Annotated in this window: 19 protein-coding genes; 5 read left to right on the forward strand and 14 right to left on the reverse strand. The window is 60.4% G+C overall.

Annotation, left to right across the window (positions count from 1 at the left end; all coding sequences use genetic code 11):
- Window positions 1-11: 11 nt before the first annotated feature.
- The 6 genes from galE to IEX10_RS16680 form a co-directional block, all read right to left on the reverse strand.
- Complete coding sequence (gene galE, locus IEX10_RS16655) at window positions 12-1,034, reverse strand: UDP-glucose 4-epimerase GalE (RefSeq protein ID WP_188677989.1); 1,023 nt, start codon at window positions 1,032-1,034, stop codon at window positions 12-14.
- A 132-nt stretch (window positions 1,035-1,166) separates the two neighbouring features.
- Complete coding sequence (locus tag IEX10_RS16660) at window positions 1,167-1,841, reverse strand: sugar transferase (RefSeq protein ID WP_229678610.1); 675 nt, start codon at window positions 1,839-1,841, stop codon at window positions 1,167-1,169.
- Between the two features lie 247 nt (window positions 1,842-2,088).
- Window positions 2,089-3,327 (reverse strand): type II secretion system F family protein, encoded by a 1,239-nt coding sequence (locus IEX10_RS16665; RefSeq protein ID WP_188677998.1) that lies wholly within the window; start codon window positions 3,325-3,327, stop codon window positions 2,089-2,091.
- Window positions 3,324-4,778, reverse strand: coding sequence for a GspE/PulE family protein (locus IEX10_RS16670; protein WP_188678002.1), 1,455 nt, complete (start codon window positions 4,776-4,778; stop codon window positions 3,324-3,326). Before IEX10_RS16670 ends, IEX10_RS16665 begins: the two co-directional genes overlap by 4 nt.
- Before the next feature lie 9 nt (window positions 4,779-4,787).
- On the reverse strand, window positions 4,788-6,749 hold the full coding sequence (gene gspD / locus IEX10_RS16675; protein WP_188678005.1) for a type II secretion system secretin GspD: 1,962 nt from the start codon (window positions 6,747-6,749) through the stop codon (window positions 4,788-4,790).
- A 195-nt stretch (window positions 6,750-6,944) separates the two neighbouring features.
- Window positions 6,945-7,364, reverse strand: a complete 420-nt coding sequence (locus tag IEX10_RS16680) for a type II secretion system protein N (protein ID WP_188678008.1) — start codon at window positions 7,362-7,364, stop codon at window positions 6,945-6,947.
- 160 nt (window positions 7,365-7,524) lie between these two features.
- On the opposite strand from IEX10_RS16680, the gene IEX10_RS16685 reads away from it, so the two are divergent.
- The 4 genes from IEX10_RS16685 to IEX10_RS16700 all read left to right on the forward strand — a co-directional run bounded on the left by IEX10_RS16685 (window position 7,525) and on the right by IEX10_RS16700 (window position 11,996).
- Entirely contained in the window at window positions 7,525-8,103 is a 579-nt protein-coding gene (locus IEX10_RS16685; RefSeq protein ID WP_188678011.1) for a hypothetical protein, read from the forward strand.
- Between the two features lie 376 nt (window positions 8,104-8,479).
- Window positions 8,480-10,906 (forward strand): 6-hydroxymethylpterin diphosphokinase MptE-like protein, encoded by a 2,427-nt coding sequence (locus IEX10_RS16690; RefSeq protein ID WP_188678014.1) that lies wholly within the window; start codon window positions 8,480-8,482, stop codon window positions 10,904-10,906.
- 24 nt (window positions 10,907-10,930) lie between these two features.
- On the forward strand, window positions 10,931-11,173 hold the full coding sequence (locus IEX10_RS16695) for a hypothetical protein (protein ID WP_188678017.1): 243 nt from the start codon (window positions 10,931-10,933) through the stop codon (window positions 11,171-11,173).
- A gap of 19 nt (window positions 11,174-11,192) precedes the next feature.
- Window positions 11,193-11,996 carry an FkbM family methyltransferase gene (locus tag IEX10_RS16700; protein ID WP_188678020.1) on the forward strand — a complete coding sequence of 268 codons (804 nt, stop codon included), beginning with the start codon at window positions 11,193-11,195 and terminating at the stop codon, window positions 11,994-11,996.
- Window positions 11,997-12,020: 24 nt separating this feature from the next.
- Here the strand turns inward: IEX10_RS16700 and IEX10_RS16705 are convergent, their stop codons facing one another.
- The 8 genes from IEX10_RS16705 to gspG are packed head-to-tail and all read right to left on the reverse strand — an operon-like array spanning window position 12,021 to window position 17,384.
- A complete protein-coding gene (locus IEX10_RS16705; protein WP_188678022.1) occupies window positions 12,021-12,809 on the reverse strand; it encodes a hypothetical protein in 789 nt (262 codons plus the stop codon).
- The gene (locus IEX10_RS16710; RefSeq protein WP_188678024.1) at window positions 12,806-13,309 is read right to left on the reverse strand and encodes a type II secretion system protein M; all 504 of its coding nucleotides are present in this window, start codon (window positions 13,307-13,309) and stop codon (window positions 12,806-12,808) included. Before IEX10_RS16710 ends, IEX10_RS16705 begins: the two co-directional genes overlap by 4 nt.
- A complete protein-coding gene (gene gspL / locus IEX10_RS16715; protein WP_188678027.1) occupies window positions 13,306-14,502 on the reverse strand; it encodes a type II secretion system protein GspL in 1,197 nt (398 codons plus the stop codon). Before gspL ends, IEX10_RS16710 begins: the two co-directional genes overlap by 4 nt.
- 12 nt (window positions 14,503-14,514) lie before the next feature.
- Complete coding sequence (gene gspK / locus IEX10_RS16720) at window positions 14,515-15,444, reverse strand: type II secretion system minor pseudopilin GspK (protein ID WP_188678030.1); 930 nt, start codon at window positions 15,442-15,444, stop codon at window positions 14,515-14,517.
- Window positions 15,441-16,070 carry a type II secretion system protein GspJ gene (locus tag IEX10_RS16725; protein ID WP_188678141.1) on the reverse strand — a complete coding sequence of 210 codons (630 nt, stop codon included), beginning with the start codon at window positions 16,068-16,070 and terminating at the stop codon, window positions 15,441-15,443. Before IEX10_RS16725 ends, gspK begins: the two co-directional genes overlap by 4 nt.
- Entirely contained in the window at window positions 16,067-16,450 is a 384-nt protein-coding gene (locus IEX10_RS16730; RefSeq protein ID WP_188678033.1) for a prepilin-type N-terminal cleavage/methylation domain-containing protein, read from the reverse strand. Before IEX10_RS16730 ends, IEX10_RS16725 begins: the two co-directional genes overlap by 4 nt.
- A complete protein-coding gene (locus IEX10_RS16735) occupies window positions 16,447-16,923 on the reverse strand; it encodes a GspH/FimT family pseudopilin (RefSeq protein WP_188678143.1) in 477 nt (158 codons plus the stop codon). The genes IEX10_RS16730 and IEX10_RS16735 overlap by 4 nt, the downstream gene beginning before the upstream one ends.
- Complete coding sequence (gene gspG / locus IEX10_RS16740; RefSeq protein WP_188678035.1) at window positions 16,908-17,384, reverse strand: type II secretion system major pseudopilin GspG; 477 nt, start codon at window positions 17,382-17,384, stop codon at window positions 16,908-16,910. The genes IEX10_RS16735 and gspG overlap by 16 nt, the downstream gene beginning before the upstream one ends.
- A 130-nt stretch (window positions 17,385-17,514) precedes the next feature.
- On the opposite strand from gspG, the gene IEX10_RS16745 reads away from it, so the two are divergent.
- Complete coding sequence (locus IEX10_RS16745; protein ID WP_188678037.1) at window positions 17,515-18,258, forward strand: prepilin peptidase; 744 nt, start codon at window positions 17,515-17,517, stop codon at window positions 18,256-18,258.
- Window positions 18,259-18,276: the final 18 nt, after the last annotated feature.

An 18,276-nucleotide genomic window follows, 5' to 3' on the forward strand; every position in this document is an offset into this window, starting at 1 on the left:
GTCTAATGGGGTCAGGTGGTCGGGTCCGCCTGCCCGCTTTCGCGCCAGCTGTCGATGCACATCTCGGCCAGACCCAGTTCAGCCTCAAACCCCAGAACCTCCCGCGCGAGGGTCACATCCGCATAACAGGTGCCCACATCACCGGGGCGGCGATCTGCCATTTCAAAAGGCACTTCGCGCCCGCAGGCTTTGGCAAATTCGCGGATCATATCCAGAACCGAATACCCCGTTCCCGTCCCAAGGTTCACCGTGTGGCTTTCATTGGTGCGGATCAGCGCATCAAGGGACAGCACATGGCCGCGGCACAGATCGCTGATATGGATATAATCCCGCACGCCGGTGCCATCGGGCGTGTCATAGTCACTGCCAAACACCATCAGATGAGGCCGCGTTCCTACGGCCACTTCCAACAGGCGGGGCATCAGATTTTCCGGCGGGTTGTTTCCAGATTTCGGGCTTTGGTACAGCAACCCCGAAGTGTGCACGCCAGCCGGATTGAAATAACGCAGGATGCCGATGGTCCAGTCCGGATGGGCCACTTGCATCTGGTTCAGCATCATTTCCCCCATCAGCTTGGTCAGCCCATAAGGGTTGGTCGCACCCAGCGGGGCAGTTTCGGGGATCGGTTGTTGTTCTGCATCGCCGTAAACCGTGGCCGAAGAGGAAAACACGATCCGTTTCACATCATGCTTTTCCATCGCCCCCATCAGGTTGATCAAGCCGCCGGTGTTATTGTCAAAATACATCTGCGGCTTGGCCACAGATTCCCCCACCGCCTTCAAGGCGGCAAAATGGATCACGGCCTCAAAATCATGTTCTTCAAAGACCGCGTCCAATGCCGCCTTATCCATCAGATCACAGTCATGGCAATCCACCTTGCGCCCCGTCAGTTGCGCCAGCCGCGCCGGTGTGTCCTGATCCGCATTGGCGAAATTGTCCAAAATCACAGGATAATACCCCGCTTCATGCAAGGCCACAAAAGTATGAGCGCCAATATAGCCTGCGCCACCGGTCAAAAGGATTTTCTGTGTCATGGATTGGATGCCCTGTCTGCGGTTCTGATTGATCTGCTGCTTTATATGCTCAAAAAACTGGCGGAGATAAAGGGCTCTGCCATCCTGCCGGATACAGAAAGTCCGCGAAGGGGCAGCGGCCTTACAAAAGCGTTAGAGTTTGGTTTTTGTGTCCACGTTGCACAATCGCTGGAACACAAAGACCACCGTTTTCGCAATGATATAGAATTCAAGCCTGAAGCCGGAGCGGCGGATGTATTCCAGATCCCATTTCAGCTTGCGTGCAGTGCCCACTTCATCGCTGGTATAGCCGTATTTCAACTGGGCCAATCCGGTAATTCCGGGGCGCACCTGCTGACGGGCGGCATAGCCTGGAATTGCAGCAGTATATTGTTTGAAAAACTTCACCTGTTCGGGGCGCGGGCCGACCATGCTCATCTGTCCCATCAGCACGTTCAGGATCTGGGGCAACTCGTCAATGCGGGTGGCGCGCATGAAACGACCCAACCGGCGGATGCGGGCCTGTTCCTCGGTGGCAAAACGGGATTCTTCGTTTTTGCCTTCCATGGTGCGGAATTTATAGATGCGAAAGGTCTCTCCATCCTGTCCAACCCGTTTTTGGGAATACATCACCCGCCCCCGATTGAGATAGGGATTCAAGACGAACAGAATACAGGCGATCAGGATGAATACAGGCAATAAAAGCAGGGAAAATGACAAGTCCACAAGGCGTTTTACGATCTTGAATCTAAGCGTGGCCGAAGACGGTATTCTATCGACAACCGGACTTGCGTCCAGAAAATCCGTGCTGAATTTCTCAATAGTCAAAAAGCACCCTCGCGGTTGTGCGTTCCAATAATTATCACTGATTCAAGTGTGTATTGCGGCCCGTTCTATCCGGTGCTCTATAACACTTAAACCCCGCTCTGTAAGGAATGTTGTCTACGTCCCTGATTGTGCTGATTCAGCACGCTTATATTACCAGTAAAATGTGTTGTTTCAAGAATCTCTGTGATCGGCGTCACTCTATCAGAGGATTTGTGCCGAAGCCACCCCCCCTGCTCTGTCCTCAAGCCTATCCCGCGATCACGGATTGCAGGTCAAATATGGGCAACAAAACAGACAGCACGATCACCAGAACCATCGTGCCCACGAACATCATCAGCATCGGATCCAGCAGCGCGGTAAAACGTTTGCGTGCGTTGCTGGCCCATGTTTCCACCAGATGGGCGGCCCGTTCGGACATCCGCGCCAGCCGCGCTGATGCCTCGCCCGCGTTCACCAACTGCGCGGCCACCGGCGGGATCAGGGTCAAATGCCGCAACGCGCTCGACAGGCTCTCGCCAGAGCGCACGGCCTCGCTGACGCGGTCCGCCTGTGCGCGGAAGCGGGTGATGGTCATGACTTCGGCGGCATGGGTGGTGGCATCCAGAATGGTCTGACGGCTGGCAATAATCAGCGCCAGCGTGCGCAAGTATTGAGCTGCCGATGACAGTCGGATCAACCGCCCGAGCACCGGCACCCGCAGCAAGAACCCGTGCCAGCCATCGCGGAAACGGGGCAGGCGCAGGGCCAGACGAAAGGCGATAATGGCGCCAATTGCCCCCAGTACCAGCACCAGCCAATGGGCCTGTATCCAGTCGCTTATCCCCAGCATCACCCGCGTCAGTTGCGGCAACTCGCGCCCTGAAACTTCAAACATCGACACAATTTCAGGGGCCACGTTGATCATCAAAATGGCACAAACCACAATCGACACCGCCGCCACAAAAGCCGGATAGATCAGCGCCGTGGCAATCTGGGCGCGGTCCGATCCGGCGTTTTCCAGATAGGTGGCCAGTTCTTCAAACACCGCTGCCAGATCGCCCGAACTCTCGCCCGCACGCACGGCAGCAATATAATAGGGCGGCAATCCCATATCGGCACGCTCCAGCGCATCGGACAGGGGCAATCCTTCCAGCACAGCGGCCTTCAATTCGGTTGCAACCGTGTTGATCGGCCCCGCCACACCGGAAGCCCGCACCGCATCAAGGGCCGCGTCGCTTGGCAGGTCGGCCGCCAGCAGCACCGCCATCTGACGGGTAAACACCGCACGCAAATCCGCGCCCAGCCGGTTGCGCTTGGCCGCGAACAAACCGCCCCCCGCCTTGCCCGATCCCTTGCCTGTCCCTTTGGAACGGCGCAGTTCGATCTGGCTGGCAAAGAGGCTCTTTTCTTTCAGCAGGCTGGCGGCATGGGACTCGCTCTCTGCGATAATCACACCGTCCTTGCGTTTCCCTGTGTCGGAATAGGCGGTGTATTTATAGGTGTTCATACCGTGTCACCGACCACGCGCAGGGTCTCGGACAGGGTGGTCCGCCCCAGCGCAACGGCCTCCAGCCCCTGCCCCAGCAGGGTGAATTGCGGTTCCAGCGACAAACCTACAAGCTGCTGTTCGGAGGCACCCTTGTCGATGGCACTGCGCAGGGCTTCGGTGACGGGAACGATTTCAAAAATCCCGACACGGCCTGCATACCCGCTGTTGTTACAGGCCTCACAACCCATCGCGTCCCAGACCTGTTCGGGCGCGGCAATCCCCAATGCGTCAAACTGCTCTGCCTCTGCCCTGTTCGGGGTGCGCGGGATCTTGCAACTTTCACACAGGCGGCGCAGCAACCGCTGAGCGATCACACCGCGCAAGGTCGACGCAATCAGGAAATCATCCAGCCCCAGATCGCGCAGCCGCACCACCGCCCCGACCGAGCCGTTGGCATGGAGCGAGGAAAACACCAGATGCCCCGTCAGCGCAGCCTGTGCGGCAATACTGGCGGTTTCCGTGTCGCGGATTTCCCCCACAAGGATCACATCAGGGTCCTGGCGCAACGTGGCGCGCAGTCCGGCGGCAAAGGTCATGCCGATGTCCGAATTAATCTGGCTCTGGGATACACCGGGCAGATCATATTCGATCGGATCTTCCACGGTGACGATGTTGCGTTCATCCCGATTGGCCAGTTGCAACAGGGAATAAAGCGTCGTGGTCTTGCCCGATCCGGTTGGTCCCGTGGCCAGAATAATCCCGTTGGGCAGGGCGGACAGCCGCTCCAGTATCTCGATATGGCGGGGTTTCAGCCCCAAACCATCCAGCGGCATCAGTCCGGCAGAACGATCCAGCACCCGCAGCACCACCCGCTCGCCGTAATTTCCAGGCAAGGTAGAGACCCGCGTATCAATCGCCCGCCCCCCCAGACGCAGCGCAATGCGCCCGTCCTGTGGCAGGCGGGTTTCGGCAATATCCAGATTGGCCATAACCTTCAGGCGCGAAATCACGCGGCGCACCGGCACATCGTTCCGGTCAAGCACGGTTTGCAGGAAACCGTCGATGCGCAACCGCGCACGCAGGCCGCCTTCATGGGGTTCCACATGCAAATCGGACGCGCCCGATGTGACCGCGCGGCGCAACAACTGGTTCACAAGCTGGATCACAGGGGCCTCGGTGCTGTCTTCCAGCAGATCCCGTGGCCCGCCCGCGCCAGCCCCGTCTTCGAGATCAAACAGCAACTCGTCCGTGCCGTCATCCGCCCCGTTGCTTTGATAAAGCGACGCCAGTCTGGCATCGAAGTCTTCTTGGTTTAAGGGATGGGGGCGTGTGGCCTCTGCGGCGCGGCGTGCCGCTTCGCGCAGACCAAAGACCGTGGCCTTTGGCCCATAAACCAGCCGCACCCCGTCCAGCGCAACCTGATGGTCGCGGGCAAAAGAGAACGGCAAGCGGGACGGATCAGCAGACATGGACCGAGCCTATTTGAATTCCAGTCGGGAAGGCAACGCAGGAAAGGCACGGCTCTGGGCGATACTGTCCACGAACCCTGCATCAAAAGGCTGGTTCAAATCCGCACCGTCAAAGGGAAAATCCGTATTCGGGGTGCGCGGGAAACGCCCGTCGTCCTTGGGCCGGATCACTTTGCTGGCTCTTTTTGCCTCGCGGGTGACTTCGCGGGTGATGCGTTTGGCCTCGGCGTCCGAGCCGATCACACGGGGGCGCAACAGCACCAGCAAAACCCGCTGGTTCTTGGAGGCATTCTTGCCGCGAAACAGGCCGCCGATCACCGGCATATCCCCAAGTCCCGGCACCTTCTGGCTGACCGTGCCGGAACCGTCCTCCAGCAAACCGCCCAGCATGATCACATTGCCATCGCGCACCAGCACATTGGTCGAAAGCGTGCGTTTGGCGGTGATTTCGCCGCCGGCTTGGGACGAGGAATTGGTCAGGTTCGACACTTCCTGTTTCACTGCCATCAACACGGTTCGTTCCGCCGTAATCTGCGGTGTCACCTGCAAGGTCAGACCCACATCCTGCCGTTCAATGGTCTGGAACGGGGTCTGGGGAACGGCACTGTCCCCGACGGTGGCAAAACTGCCGGTCACGAAAGGCACATTCTGCGCCACAACAATTTCGGCTTCCTGATTGTTCAGGGTCATAATGGACGGTGTGGACAGCAGTTTGGTCGAGTTCTTAGAGGCCACCGCCGTCAGAAATCCGCCGATCCCGTTGTCCCCGTCGCGCTTGATCGCGCCAATGGTGCCCCCGTTGCCCGGATCAACCACATTGCCAGACAGCGCCCCGCTGACCGCCGAGGTCAGGGTCGGGCGGCCTTGCAGCGAAAACTGCACCCCCCCCGCAATGGCTTCGTCCAGCAACACACCGAATTGCACCGACAGGTCCGAGAAATTTTCCACCGACATTTCAAAGATCACCGCTTCGATCAGCACCTGTTTGGGGCGGCGATCAAGCGCGCGCACCGACAGCACGATGGAATGGATCTGGTCTTGGGGTGCTGTGATCAACAGGGTGTTGGACCGCGGCTCAGCCACGATATTCACACTGCCCGTGGCCGCTTCATCACCATTTTGCGCCACGAAAGAGGCCCGAACCACCTCGGCCAGTGACGCCGCATTGGCATAGCTCAACTCGACCACACGGGTCGCCATAGAACGCTGCGGCTGATCAAGTTCAATCACGATATCACGAATGCGGTCGCGGAACTGGCGCGGTCCGGCCACCACCAGCGCATTGACCCGCCGGTCCGCCGACAGGGACGCACCCACAGGGGTGACTTCCAAAGACTGGATCACCTGCAACAACTCCGCGGCATTGGCATGACGCATGCGGATGGTTTCAATCGGCTGGCTGCGCGGCTGGTCAAGCCGTCTGACAAGGGCCGCAATCCGCAACTGGTTTTCCCGCCGGTCCGACAGGATCAGCAATCCCGCACCGGGCACCGTGGACAGCACCGCTTCTTGTGGCAGCAGCGGGCGGATCACCTCGGTCACTTCCTCAAGCGGCACGTTCACCACCGGCAGCACACGGGTTTCATAGCCCCCCCCGCTCAGTCCCGCCAGTTGTCCGGGTGCGAGTTCGCGCGCAATCCCGATAGGCACAATCCGGTCCGCCCCGACCCCTTCCACGATGGTCAGCCGGTTCAATTCCAGCACATTGAGGAAGATTTCGTAAATCGCTTCGGGGGGCACTTCGTTCGGGGCCAGCACAGTGACCGTGCCGTTAATCTGGGGATCAAGAATAAAGCTGCGTCCGGTGGTTTCAGAGACGATTTCGACGAAACGCTGCAAATCCGCATCCCGCAAATCCAGCGCCACCTGCGCACGCGCCTGTGCCGGTACCAGCACCGCGACTGCCGCAAGGGCCGTCACCGTGCAGATCCATGCGGCCGCAAGGACCGTCACAAAACGGGTATATCTCATCGTATCTTTACCACTCGGTTCTCTGCCTTTTTCCCCGATGGTCGGTCGCATTGGACAGCAGACCCGCCGCGCGCCCCAGGGTTTCATGCCACTATTCGCGCCGCCCCTTCAAAAAGCAATGAAATTTCCGGTGACTGTGGGGTTTGCCGCTGATCTGTTGCAGTTTTGGGCAGGGGATTGGGCGGGGGTGCGGGATCAGTTTTCGTCAAAGGCGATCATCTGGCGCCCCTGCGGGGTTTGCAACTCCACTCCGGCTTTGGTGACCTCGCGCACCAGCACACCACCGGGCAGTTCGTCGCCCTTGCGCAGCAGATGCTCTCCGTCCGGTCCGGCCACAATCGCCCAGGCGCTGCTGGCGCTGGCAAACAGACCGGTCAGAGTATAATCGAGATTCACCACCACCTCTTGGGGTTCGGGGGGTGGGGGCGGCGGTGCCACCGCATCGGGCACATAGACCCCGAAAGCATCCGGCCAGGGCGGTATTTCTTGTGGCGCGACAGGGTCCAGCGCGACCGCAAGCCGGTCCGGCGCGATACGGGCATCCGCCACCGGCGGCCCGCCCGCAAAAAGGGTCAGCCCCAAATGCCCGCCCCCATAGCCCGCAGCAATGGCCATCACAAAACCGGTCAGGGTGGCTAGACGTGGGATGGTGTGTCTCCTTTAAGACAATCAAACACTTATATCGGGGCGTTCATCCCCTCTTATAGACAGCACAATCCCCCCGCTGCTAGGCTTTTGACAACAACAAAGCCCGAAAAGGGCAGACGAGGTAAAGATGCAGCAGTCTCCACATACGCCGCGCGGCCCTGTCGCGCCCGCAAAATCCGTTTCTATAAAATCCGTGTCAAACCGTCTGGTCGCTTACGGGCTTGGCGCGGTGGTTCTGTTCACCGCCGCCTGCGCGGTGGAACCCAGTTCCAAAGGCAAGAACTTCAAGGGGCGTTATCTGGTGGCCCGCGATGCTTTGGAAACCGGCTCTTATAAGAAAGCCATCAGCAGCTATAAGACGATGATGCCCGAGGCCGGCCCGCTAGAGGCCCGCTTGCGTCTGGAATACGCCCATTCGCTGCTGCGCTCGGATAAATTCATCGAAGCCGGCCGCGAGGCCCGTCTTGTGGCCGCCAACCAGCAGGGCGATGGCCGTCTGGCCGCCCTAGCCGTGCAAGGCACCGCAGACCACGAAGCCGCCAAGGCCGCTTTGGCCGCAGGGCAGAATGACACCGCCACCAAGGCCCGTCTGGCCGCCGCCGGTTCCGCCCTTGATGCGGTGCTGGAACAGGCAGAGGTCTTCGACCCCCTTGGCACGCTGGCCCGCCGCCGCGCCGAGATCAAAAACACGCTGGCGAGCCTTTAGGCAACACCCCCAAGTCCCGTCGCCAAAATGGATGCAGCCGGATCATTGCTGATCCGGCCGCGCCCTGTTGGACTGTTTTATAAACGGCACCGCAATGGGAGGAGGGTATCACGAGCCGTTAATTTTATACGAACCAGAGCAATGGGAGGAGGTATTGTGCCGGTCCGCTGTTGTGTCTCCAGCCTTGCCGCAGTGCAGCAATGATAGCAAGGATCGTAAAGCCCCAGCATCGCAACCCATCCCCGCTGTGCCGAATATGTGCATAATTTCAGGGCGTTGGGTAAAAAACAGGCAGGAAGAGGCCAATACCGCAAATTTTAACTAATTCACCGAGCGTTAAGCATTTAATAAGAATTAGGCTCAAAACTGCCTGTTTATGAACCTATCCTTAAGACAGCCCCTCACCTACGAAGATCCGCTGGACCGCCTTGCCCCTGAAGGGCTGGAACAGATCTATCAGGACACGCTGGACCTGCTGCCCTCCAAAGCGCCGATCTATCTGCCTACGGATAAAATCCCGCTGCCCGACAAAATCCGCGGCCTGCGCCATGTGGCACAGATTTACGGCCACGATCTGGATGCGCTCTACCGCCCTGCCCTGCGCCGGTTGCGCGAAAAATACCAAGGCACCAAACGCTGCTTTCTGATCGGCAACGGGCCAAGCCTGAATGACACCGATCTGTCGCTGCTAAAAGACGAGGTGACATTCGCCGTCAACGGGTTCTTCCTCAAACTGCCGGATCTGGACTGGACCCCCACGTTTTACTGTGTCGAGGATCATCTGGTCGCCGAAGACCGCGCGGAATGGATCAATGATCTGAAAGGTCCGGTGAAACTGTTCCCTGCCTATCTCGGCTATCAGTTCGATGCCGCAGAAGACACGATATTCTACAACCACCGCCCCCGCGTCAGCTATCCCCACGGGTTCGACTTTTCCACGCAGGCGGATAAGATCACCTATACCGGCTGCACCGTGACGTTTTCCCTGATGCAGCTGGCCGCTTATCTCGGGTTTGAAGAAATCTACCTGATCGGGGTCGATGCCAGCTATGACATTCCAAAGGATGTGAACACCGGAACCGATTACGGGGTCGGGGTGCTCGATATGGACTCCGATGACCCGAACCACTTCAATCCCGATTATTTTGGCAAGGGTTTCCGCTGGCATGACCCGCAGGTGGATAAGATGGTCGAAGCCTATAAAGAGGCGAAAAAGACCCTGAAAGGCAGCGGCCAGACGATTTACAATGCAACGGTCGGCGGCAAGCTTGAGGTGTTCGCGCGGCGCGACTATCACAGCCTGTTTGCCAAATCTGCGCCAGAAAAACCTGCCAAAACCACACCCGCGCGCTTGCTGGTGATTGATTACATTCCCGCTGGTGGGCAATCGGCAACCGGACAGATCAAGGAAAACCTGCTGCGCGATTTCCCCGATGCAAACCTGTTGCAGATCGCCTCCCCGAAACCCGATACCCTGTCCCTTGTGCGCCGCACCGGATCGCAGGGCTTTGCAGAGACCCCGTGCAATGCACAAACCGCACAACAGGCGATTGCGGATTTTGCCCCAGATGTGATCCTCTACCGTCCACTACCCGACCGCCCCTGCCTGCATGAATTTACCCTCTCCCTAATCGAAAACTGCGACACGCCGCTGGTGACATGGGTGATGGATGACTGGCCCGCACGGCTAAAGCGCAAGGATGCGCACCGGTTCGCCCGCTTCGATCACGACCTGCGCGGGTTGTTTGATCGCGCCGCGCTGAACCTGTCGATCTGCCCCAAGATGAGCCGCGCCTTCACCCGCCGCTATGGCGCCCCGTTTCAATCCTTTGCCAATGGCATCGACGCTGCCGCATTCCCCCCCCGCAGCCCCCATAAAGCGGGCCCGCTGCTGCTGCGCTATTCCGGAAATTTGGCTGCGGATATGGGGCTCGACAGTCTGTTGCGGGTGGCCCGCGCGATAGAAGATCTTGCCACTGAAGGCATGGAAATCCACCTTGAAATCAACACCCGCCCCTATTGGCACCAGCAAAGCGGCGCAGCATTCAAGGGTCTTACCGCCACCACCCTCAGCAGCATTGATCGGGATTTTCCAAGCTACGCCAGATGGTTACAGGACGCAGATGTGGCGTTGATCACCTATAACTTCGATGCGGAGTCTCTGGCCTATACCCGTTATAGCATGGGCAACAAACTGCCCGAATGTCTGGCCGCGGGGGGGGCCCTTCTGGTGCATGGTCCGAAATCCGTCGCCACGGTGAAACAGGTGGCGGATCACGGGCTGGGCGATGTGGTGAACACACAGCGTCCCGCAGCCCTGAAGGCGGCCCTGCGCAAACTGGCCGACCCGCAATACCGCCAGAAACGCGCGGAACATGCCCGCGATTTCGCCCTCTGCCACTACGATCTGGACCGGATCGCACAGGAGTTCACCACGCAAATCAGCCGCCTGCGCCGCCCGAGCCCCGCAAATGTGATCCCCCGACCGCAACCGCCCGCACGTCCCCAAACCACAGATCCGGCCCCCGCAGACTATCTGCATCTGCGCGAACAACAGGTGCTGCGCCTGCAAGCCCGTCTCGAAGCACTTGCACAGGAACGCAAACTCCAGCGTAGCATCAACTACAGCCTACGTCAGAAAATTGCGGGCCAGCAGGACCGGATCAGTGAACTGGAAACGCAAACCCGCCTCTGCGCGACCGAGGTTGCCACGCGGGATCAAGCCCTGAGCGCCCTTTATAGCTCCAGATCGTGGCGGCTCACCCGCCCGTTGCGCGCCCTGCGCCGGTATTTCACCCCCTGACCATTATCCCGAAAGGATTTTCCCATGAACGCCCCAGCCCACATCCCCCAAAGCGGCCTGCCTGTTGGCACCGAAACCGAAGACTGGCGCATCCTAAGCGCGCGTATTGCCTGGATCTTCTGGCTGACCGACCGGCGCGCCGAATTTCCCGCCAATCCGGAACAGGAAAAGATGCTCTGGAACCAGCAGGCCCCCGAATTTCGCGCCTATGTGCGCAAGACTTTACGTAATCTCGAAAGTGAAGGCATCCGCCTGCGCAAGGATTGATCCTGAAAGGACATTTCCAATGACAGCCCTGCAAGAGTTCCGCACCTTTGCCAGCGCCAATATGATGACGCTGGAGGCTATGCTTTCAGATGTTTGCGCAGATTGCTGCGCGCCCCTGAACAGTTTCACCCTGTTTGACGGGGGCGCACATCGGGGATTTCACACCCTGAAAATGCTCGCCCTTCCCGGCTGCAAGAAAGTCGTCGCAGTGGAAGCAGACCCTTTTATGGCCGAAGAGCTGCTACACACGTTGGAAAAGGCCGGAGATCACATGCTGGACCGTGTGGACCTGCGTGAGGCAGCTTTACAAAACAACCCCCGCATCTATCGGCTGACATGGAAATCCTCCAGCAGCCATGTGGGGCGCTCTTCTATCAGCGGGGCCAATCCCCAGCAAAAAACCATTTGGCCCGACACCGCAGACATCACCTACCGCCCCGATCTGACGGTGCGCGCCACCACCATCGACAAGACCCTTGCACAGGTGGGCCGCGCGGTGCCGTTTGTGAAACTTGATCTGGAAGGCGCGGATTTGCTGGCCTTGTTCGGCGCGGAGCGAACCCTGCGCCACAAACGCCCCGTGGTGGCCTTTGAAAACGCGATCCACGCGCCAGCGGTCCACGGCTTCACGCTGGATCAGGTGATCGCCTATTTTGCCGCGCTGGATTATGTGCCGCTGGATTTCCTCGGCCAGCCCCTGACCCGCGCCACATGGTTCGGCTTTTTTGAGGCTTGGGCCGTGCCCCGCGAAAAACTGGAGCAAACCCAAAAAGCCATCAGAACAGCCGTCGCCACCCACAGCAAACAGACACTCCCCGCCTGAAGCGCTTCAATGTTCCCCAAATACTCAGAAAACCGGCGCGTCCAAATCCATCTCTGACGGCAGAGACCAACCCGCATCTGTCTTCGGCAGGCTTTGGTTCAGATGACGCCGCCAACCCTCGGGCATATCTGGATTTTCCCCGATCTCCCCTTCCAGCGCAAAGACTGTTTGATCAAACCGCCCCCGCCCTTGGGCGCTTAGGCTCAGAACACCACCACCCGCAGAAACATCGCCCAGCCACTCCCCAACCGCATCATTCCGCAACGCCAGCCGCACCTGCCCAAGGTCAAACCCGTCAAACCGCCCCTCGGCCAGACTGCCGGTCAGCGCCAGACTGCGCAACTGCTTCTTGGTGCCATCAATCACACCGGCCCCGTCCACTACCAGCAGCCGTCCCGTTAGGGGCAGGCCACGGGGGGCGGCATAAGTCGCGCCAAGATCAATCACGCCTTCCCCTTTGGAAAACTCCAGCGCCTGCCAGCCCGCACCAAAAGGAACCTTCAGACGGACCTGCAAATCCACAGCCCCCGCCGCATCCGCCAGTTCAACTTTATAGGTCACGCCGGACAGGTCGATCCCGTCAAACTGCCAGCGCAGATCCACCGGCCCGCCAAAGGCCAAAAGCCCTGTCACATCCGCCAGTTGCCCCGCGCCAAACCCCGCATCAGGCGACAGTGCACGGCTCCACGCGGGCAAGGCCTCTCCGGCAAGGGCCCGCAAATGGCGCATCCGCCCCTCGCTCAGCACCGCCAGCCCCAGCCCGACCAGTAGGCCGGTTATAATCAACAGCCCTTTCACGACACGCCTCATCATCGGGCCACCTGCAACAGCAAACTGGCCGCTACCACTCCGGCGCGGGTGCTGCTGTCCAGACGGAAGCTTTCTATATCATAGCCCCAAGTGTCGGCGCTCTGGTCCAGCCAGTCCCCCAAAAGCCGGAAATCCACCGCATCAAATCCCAATTCAATCCCGCCACTGTCCCGATTGGCTAGTCGGGTCACACGCTCCCGCAGCCCCGCTGCAATCAGGCTCTGCTCAATGCCGCTGATCCCCAAAGCAGCCGCAGGGGTCGCCCCGCTCTGCGCCGGTTGCGCCGCATCAAGGGCGGCTTTTTCCTGCGCCCGCTCTGCCACCCAAAACCGCAAATCCTGTGCTGTGGCCAGTTCGACCCGCGCCGCCTGCCGTTGTTCCAGCAGGGGCAGCACCCAGAACATCACCACCGCCAGCGGCAACACAGCAGCACACAGGATGCCGATCAGCCAGCGTTCACGCGGGGCGCGGCCCAGAAGAAATGTCACCAGACGATCCGTCATTGCGCTGCTCCTTTGGCCGCCAGTTCCAGCACCGCCGCAACGCCGCCCTCTTCCGCGGTGCCTGCGGTGGTGATCGCCACCGCCAGCCCTGCCTGTTCCAAAGCCCCGACCAACTGGTCAAGCGTGGCAAAATCGGGCATCAACAAATCCACCGTCAGCCCGCCCTGAGGCTGGTAACTGCTGCTGGTCAGCGCACCCGGGTAGTCTACGATCACCGCGCTGGCCTGTTTGAGCAAATCAAGAGGCTTCGGGCCGTCACCTTCCTGACCGTTCGCGCTGGTCTGTGCCGCCAGTACGCGGGACACTTGCGCGCGAATATCCAGCACCGGCCCTGTGGGGACGAAATGGCGACGCACCTCCGCGACTGTATCCACCCTGACACTGCGGGCGGCCTCGCGTAATTCGCGGGTCTGCACCAGCATTCCACCGGACCAGAACGCCAGCGCCAAGACCCCCAACACCACCGGCAACCGCCATGCTTTCAACCGCGCGGCCAGTGCCTCAAACGCAGCGCGGGGATCACGGGCGAGATCCAGTGACAGCTCTCCGTGCTCTAACGCGCGGGGCGGAGCAAAGCCTTTCTCCACCAGCGCATCAGCCGTGGATAATACGGGAATATCAAGACCTTCCAGCCAGCTTTCAACCTGATCGTCAAGCGCACCCAGCTTCAGGATCGCCTCGGGCGGGGCCGCCTCAAACGCTTTCTCCAGCAGAACCAGCGCCAGTTCACTTGGTGCCGAGAACCCGTCCTCCAGCCCCAACCGCACGGTAAGCGTTGTTTCCGCGTCCCCTGTCGTGCCCTGATGCAGGGTCCAGACTTGATCCGTCACCGGAAGCGCAAGGTAATCGGGCAGGATTGCCGCACAGCGCGCGCCGGTTCCGGCGACACGGGCGCGCCAATCCTCAAGCTGCTCTGTGGCGCTGACAATGGCCCGCTGCCACTGGGATTTAGACCCTTTGAGCACAAATGGACGCAGTTCTGCTGTCCCCACAGGCAGGCCGGCCATATCCGAAAGCTGCCGCGCCGCCACCCGTTCGCGGGCCTGCCCTTTCAGTCCGGTCGGCAGGTCCAGCGGCAACAAAGGCGCGCGCTGTCCGTCCACCAGCACAATGAAAGACCCGCTTGGGGGGAGCGTCTCCCCCTGATCGAACCGTACCAACGGCAATCCGCTGTCCTTGCCCTGTTTTACCATGGCCCCACTGCCCTAATTCTCTGCAAAGCGAAATATTGCCTTTGTCTTGCCGGTTTCCCCGGAGCGTTCCAGAACAACCTGTCGCGCCAGACGGGTTTGGCCCAGAGTGACAGAAATCCTTGCGCCAAACCAGTGGCTTGAGACGCCGTAGGGGCTGAAATCGAATTCCTCGGTTTTTTCCTCCCCCAGCAGACGGGCCAGTTCGCCGTGCAGCGCCTCGGTGCTGTCAAACGGGGTCTCGCGACGGGTTTCGATCAATCCGGCGATTTGTGAAGCAGAGAGTTCGGGCAGCACCGCCGCCAGCACGGCTGCAGGGGCGGTGTTCACATTGATCACCCCTTCGGTTTGCACCGCTGTAAACAACTGCGCAAACCGCCCGTAGGCTGCGGGTGTCATGCCGCTGACCTGTTGTAACTGGGGCAGGATTTCCACCCCGCCACGGGGGCGCACCGGCGGGGTCTGTTGCAGATAGGGTTGCACATCGCGCGGGCCTTCGACACTGACAAACTCGCGGATTTCAGTGCCGAGTTCCGCTGACAGCCCTGCCGCCGCCAGCAGGCTGTTATAGGCGTCGATCCCGAACAGAATATCGCCGCCAGACACCCATCCCAGACTGAATTTCCCCGACAGATCAGTGATCGCGTAACGCCCGCGCCCGCGATCAATCGGCACATCGGCTCCGCCGGTTTTCGCCCAAGCCTCGCCCGGATGATCCACCGCACCACGCGCACGATCCGCATCAAGCTGACTGATCACCAGCAGCTCCAGCCCGTCGAGATAGGCCGCCGCCTGTGTGACCTCTTGTGTTGTGATCTGGCGCAGCCGTGATCCCTGCGCCAATTGCAACAACAACACCGCCACCGCCGAAAGGGCCGCCACCAGCACCAGCGCATTGATCAGCGCCAGCCCCTTGTCCGCGGAGTTGTCCTTGCGCGCCGTCATGGATAGGCCACCAGCGTATTAATGCGCCCGAAGGCGTCTGTGTCGATGACCACATCCACCGCGCGGGGCAGGCCCGAAGAACTGCCCGCGCCAAGATTGGGATCAGGGCCGGAGACCCAGTTGCCATCCCCGTCCAGACGGCGCACCTCAAATCCGGTGATCCCTTCGCCAACCACCACCTGCGGACCTACAGAGCCACGATCCGCAGGGTTCAGCACAGGCCAACTTTGCCGCGTCAGCACCCCCGCACCCCGATCATAGCGCCAGATCACACGGCCCAGCCCCGTGACCTGTTCGCCGGGCAACCCGTGCCGTCCGCTAACGGAAATAGCCATCTCGACAGAGCCTTGCGCAATATCAAAAGAGGAACGTATCCGCCCACTTACATCATGAAACTCAAGCGGGACGGCGGATTCCAGATCACTGCGCAGCAAGGCCAGAACACGGGTGGTCTGTGCCGTTTGTTCTGCCACCCCCGCCAGCCTGTCGCGGGTGCGCAGGGTGCCGGTCATGGCTTGCAGGCTCATAGTGGCCACCAGCGCGAATACCGCCAGCACCACGATCAGCTCGATCAGGGTAAACCCCGCCTGCTGGTCCGTGTTTGTATCCCCGCCCTGACCCTTCATCGCGGCGGCTCCATCCGCGCATAGATTACCAGTTGCGCCCCCGGCCCACCTACTGAAGACACCGCCAGATGCACCTCATACAAGCCGCCCTCGGTCTCCTTGCGGGTGGTTTTAATCGTCCAATCATAGGGCCCCTGCTGCACTGTGGCGGGCAGGCCAAGACCCCGTGCCAGACCGTAGATGCGGATTTCCGCCGCGCGGTTGGCGGCGACACTGCGGGCCAGATGGCGTTGCATCTCGCCGCCGATTTCACGGCGTGACTGATCCAGCGTGCGAAACACCGCCAGCGTCCCGATCGACAGAACCAATATGGCGATCATCAGCTCCAGCAGAGTAATCCCGCGATCCTGCCGCCCGTTTTTGCCCGCCCGTATTTTCACAATCCGCACTCCAGCCCCTGCCAGCCGTCACTGCTGCATTGCGCCACCTGACCGGCATCCGTGAAGCGGATCGAAAAGGCGCTGCTGCGTCCGTCGGGCAGGAAAATCACTTCGGGCACAGGAATAGGGGAAACCGGCGCGGATAGATCCCGCTGGAATACGGCAGCCCCGCTCCAGCGTACTCTTGGGCCTTCGCCCTGCCAGACATCCCCTGTGCGCCGCATCACCTGCCAGCCCGCAGGTTTCAGGGACAGCGCCACTGGCGTGCGGCTGTGAATTGCACTGTCGCGCAGGGCGCTATACTGGTTTTCAAATCGTGTGGCATCGCGCGGATATCCCCCCGTGGACCGCCCCCCCGACAGGGACAGGCTGACCCCGAGCGACAGGATACCGACCACGGCAATAACCACCACCAGTTCCAGCAGGGAAAACCCTGCGGTCCGTCGGGGTGAAGGCTCTATTCGAGGGTCCATGTGCCCAGATCGGCATCGGCCCCGCTGCCCCCCGTCACGCCGTCCGCGCCAAGGGTAAAGACATCGAATTCCCCGTGCACACCCGGCGAGAGATACTGGTATTCATTGCCCCAAGGGTCTACCGGCAGCCGGTCGATATAACCATTTTCGGCCCAGTTGCGCGGCACGGGTTCGGTGCTTGGCCGATTGACCAGCGCGCGCAGCCCCTGTTCCGTGCTGGGATAGCGGAAATTGTCCAGCCGGTAGAGTTTCACCGCGCTCTGGATTACCGCAAGATCAGATTGCACCCGTGCCACCCGCGCCTGATCCGGCCGGTCGATAATGCGCGGCGCGATCACCAGCGCGAGGATCGACAGGATCACCACAACCACCATCAGTTCCAGCAGGGAAAACCCTGCATCCTTGCGTACGGCACCCGTTTCTTGCGCACAGGGCGTTATATTTTCTTGTGAAGTCAGCATAGATAAACCACGGTTTCCAAATCAGTTTCTCCAAAGGCCAATCCGCCGGAGAGCATTCAAAAGGACAATAGCGCAAAATAATGGGTCAGCAACATATGGATAGCGCCCCCCCGCACAAAGGCACCGCCCCGTGATCACGCTGACAGGGCTGGTATTGCTGCTGATAAGCCCCGCAGTCGGCTCTTTTCTGGGGGTGCTGGTGGATCGCCTACCGCGCGGGGAGGACGTGGTGCGACAGCCCTCGGCCTGTCGGGGCTGCGGGCAGAAAATCCCTGCCCGCGATCTGGTGCCACTGCTGTCCTATCTGCTGTTGCGGGGGCGGGCGCGGTGTTGTGGTGCAAAAATTCCGCCCCTGCTGCCCCTGCTGGAGGCTGGCGCGTTTCTTGTCGCGCTGCTTATGCTGCTGCTGGCGCAAAGCGATCTGCACATGCTGTTTGGCACCCTATATCTGTGGCTGTTGCTGGCCCTTCTGGCGAGCGATGCCACAGTGATGCGCCTGCCCGATCCTTTGACCGCTGCGCTATTGCTCGTTGGTTTGGCGCTGGCGTGGGAAGACCCTTACCGCAGCCTGCCTGCCGCCCTTCTTGCAGCCCTTGGCGCGGCGGCGGTGTTCTGGGGCATCCGCATCGCTTATTTTTTTCTGCGCGGGCGTGAAGGCCTCGGGCTTGGGGATGTGAAACTGATCGGCGGGATTGCTGCCGGACTTGGCGCGGCACAAACTCCGCTGGCGGTGCTGGTTGCGGCCCTGCTGGCCCTTGGCTTTGCCGCCGCACAGGCCCTGTGGCGGCAAACCCCGCCAAGCGCCACCACCGCCCTACCCTTTGGCAGTTTCCTGTGCCTTGGCGCGGCGCTGGTTTGGTGCATAAGCCTTTGAAGGCCCTAGAAATCCGTT

Origin of the sequence: Neptunicoccus cionae (assembly GCF_014643735.1) — a bacterium.
Taxonomy (GTDB): domain Bacteria; phylum Pseudomonadota; class Alphaproteobacteria; order Rhodobacterales; family Rhodobacteraceae; genus Amylibacter; species Amylibacter cionae.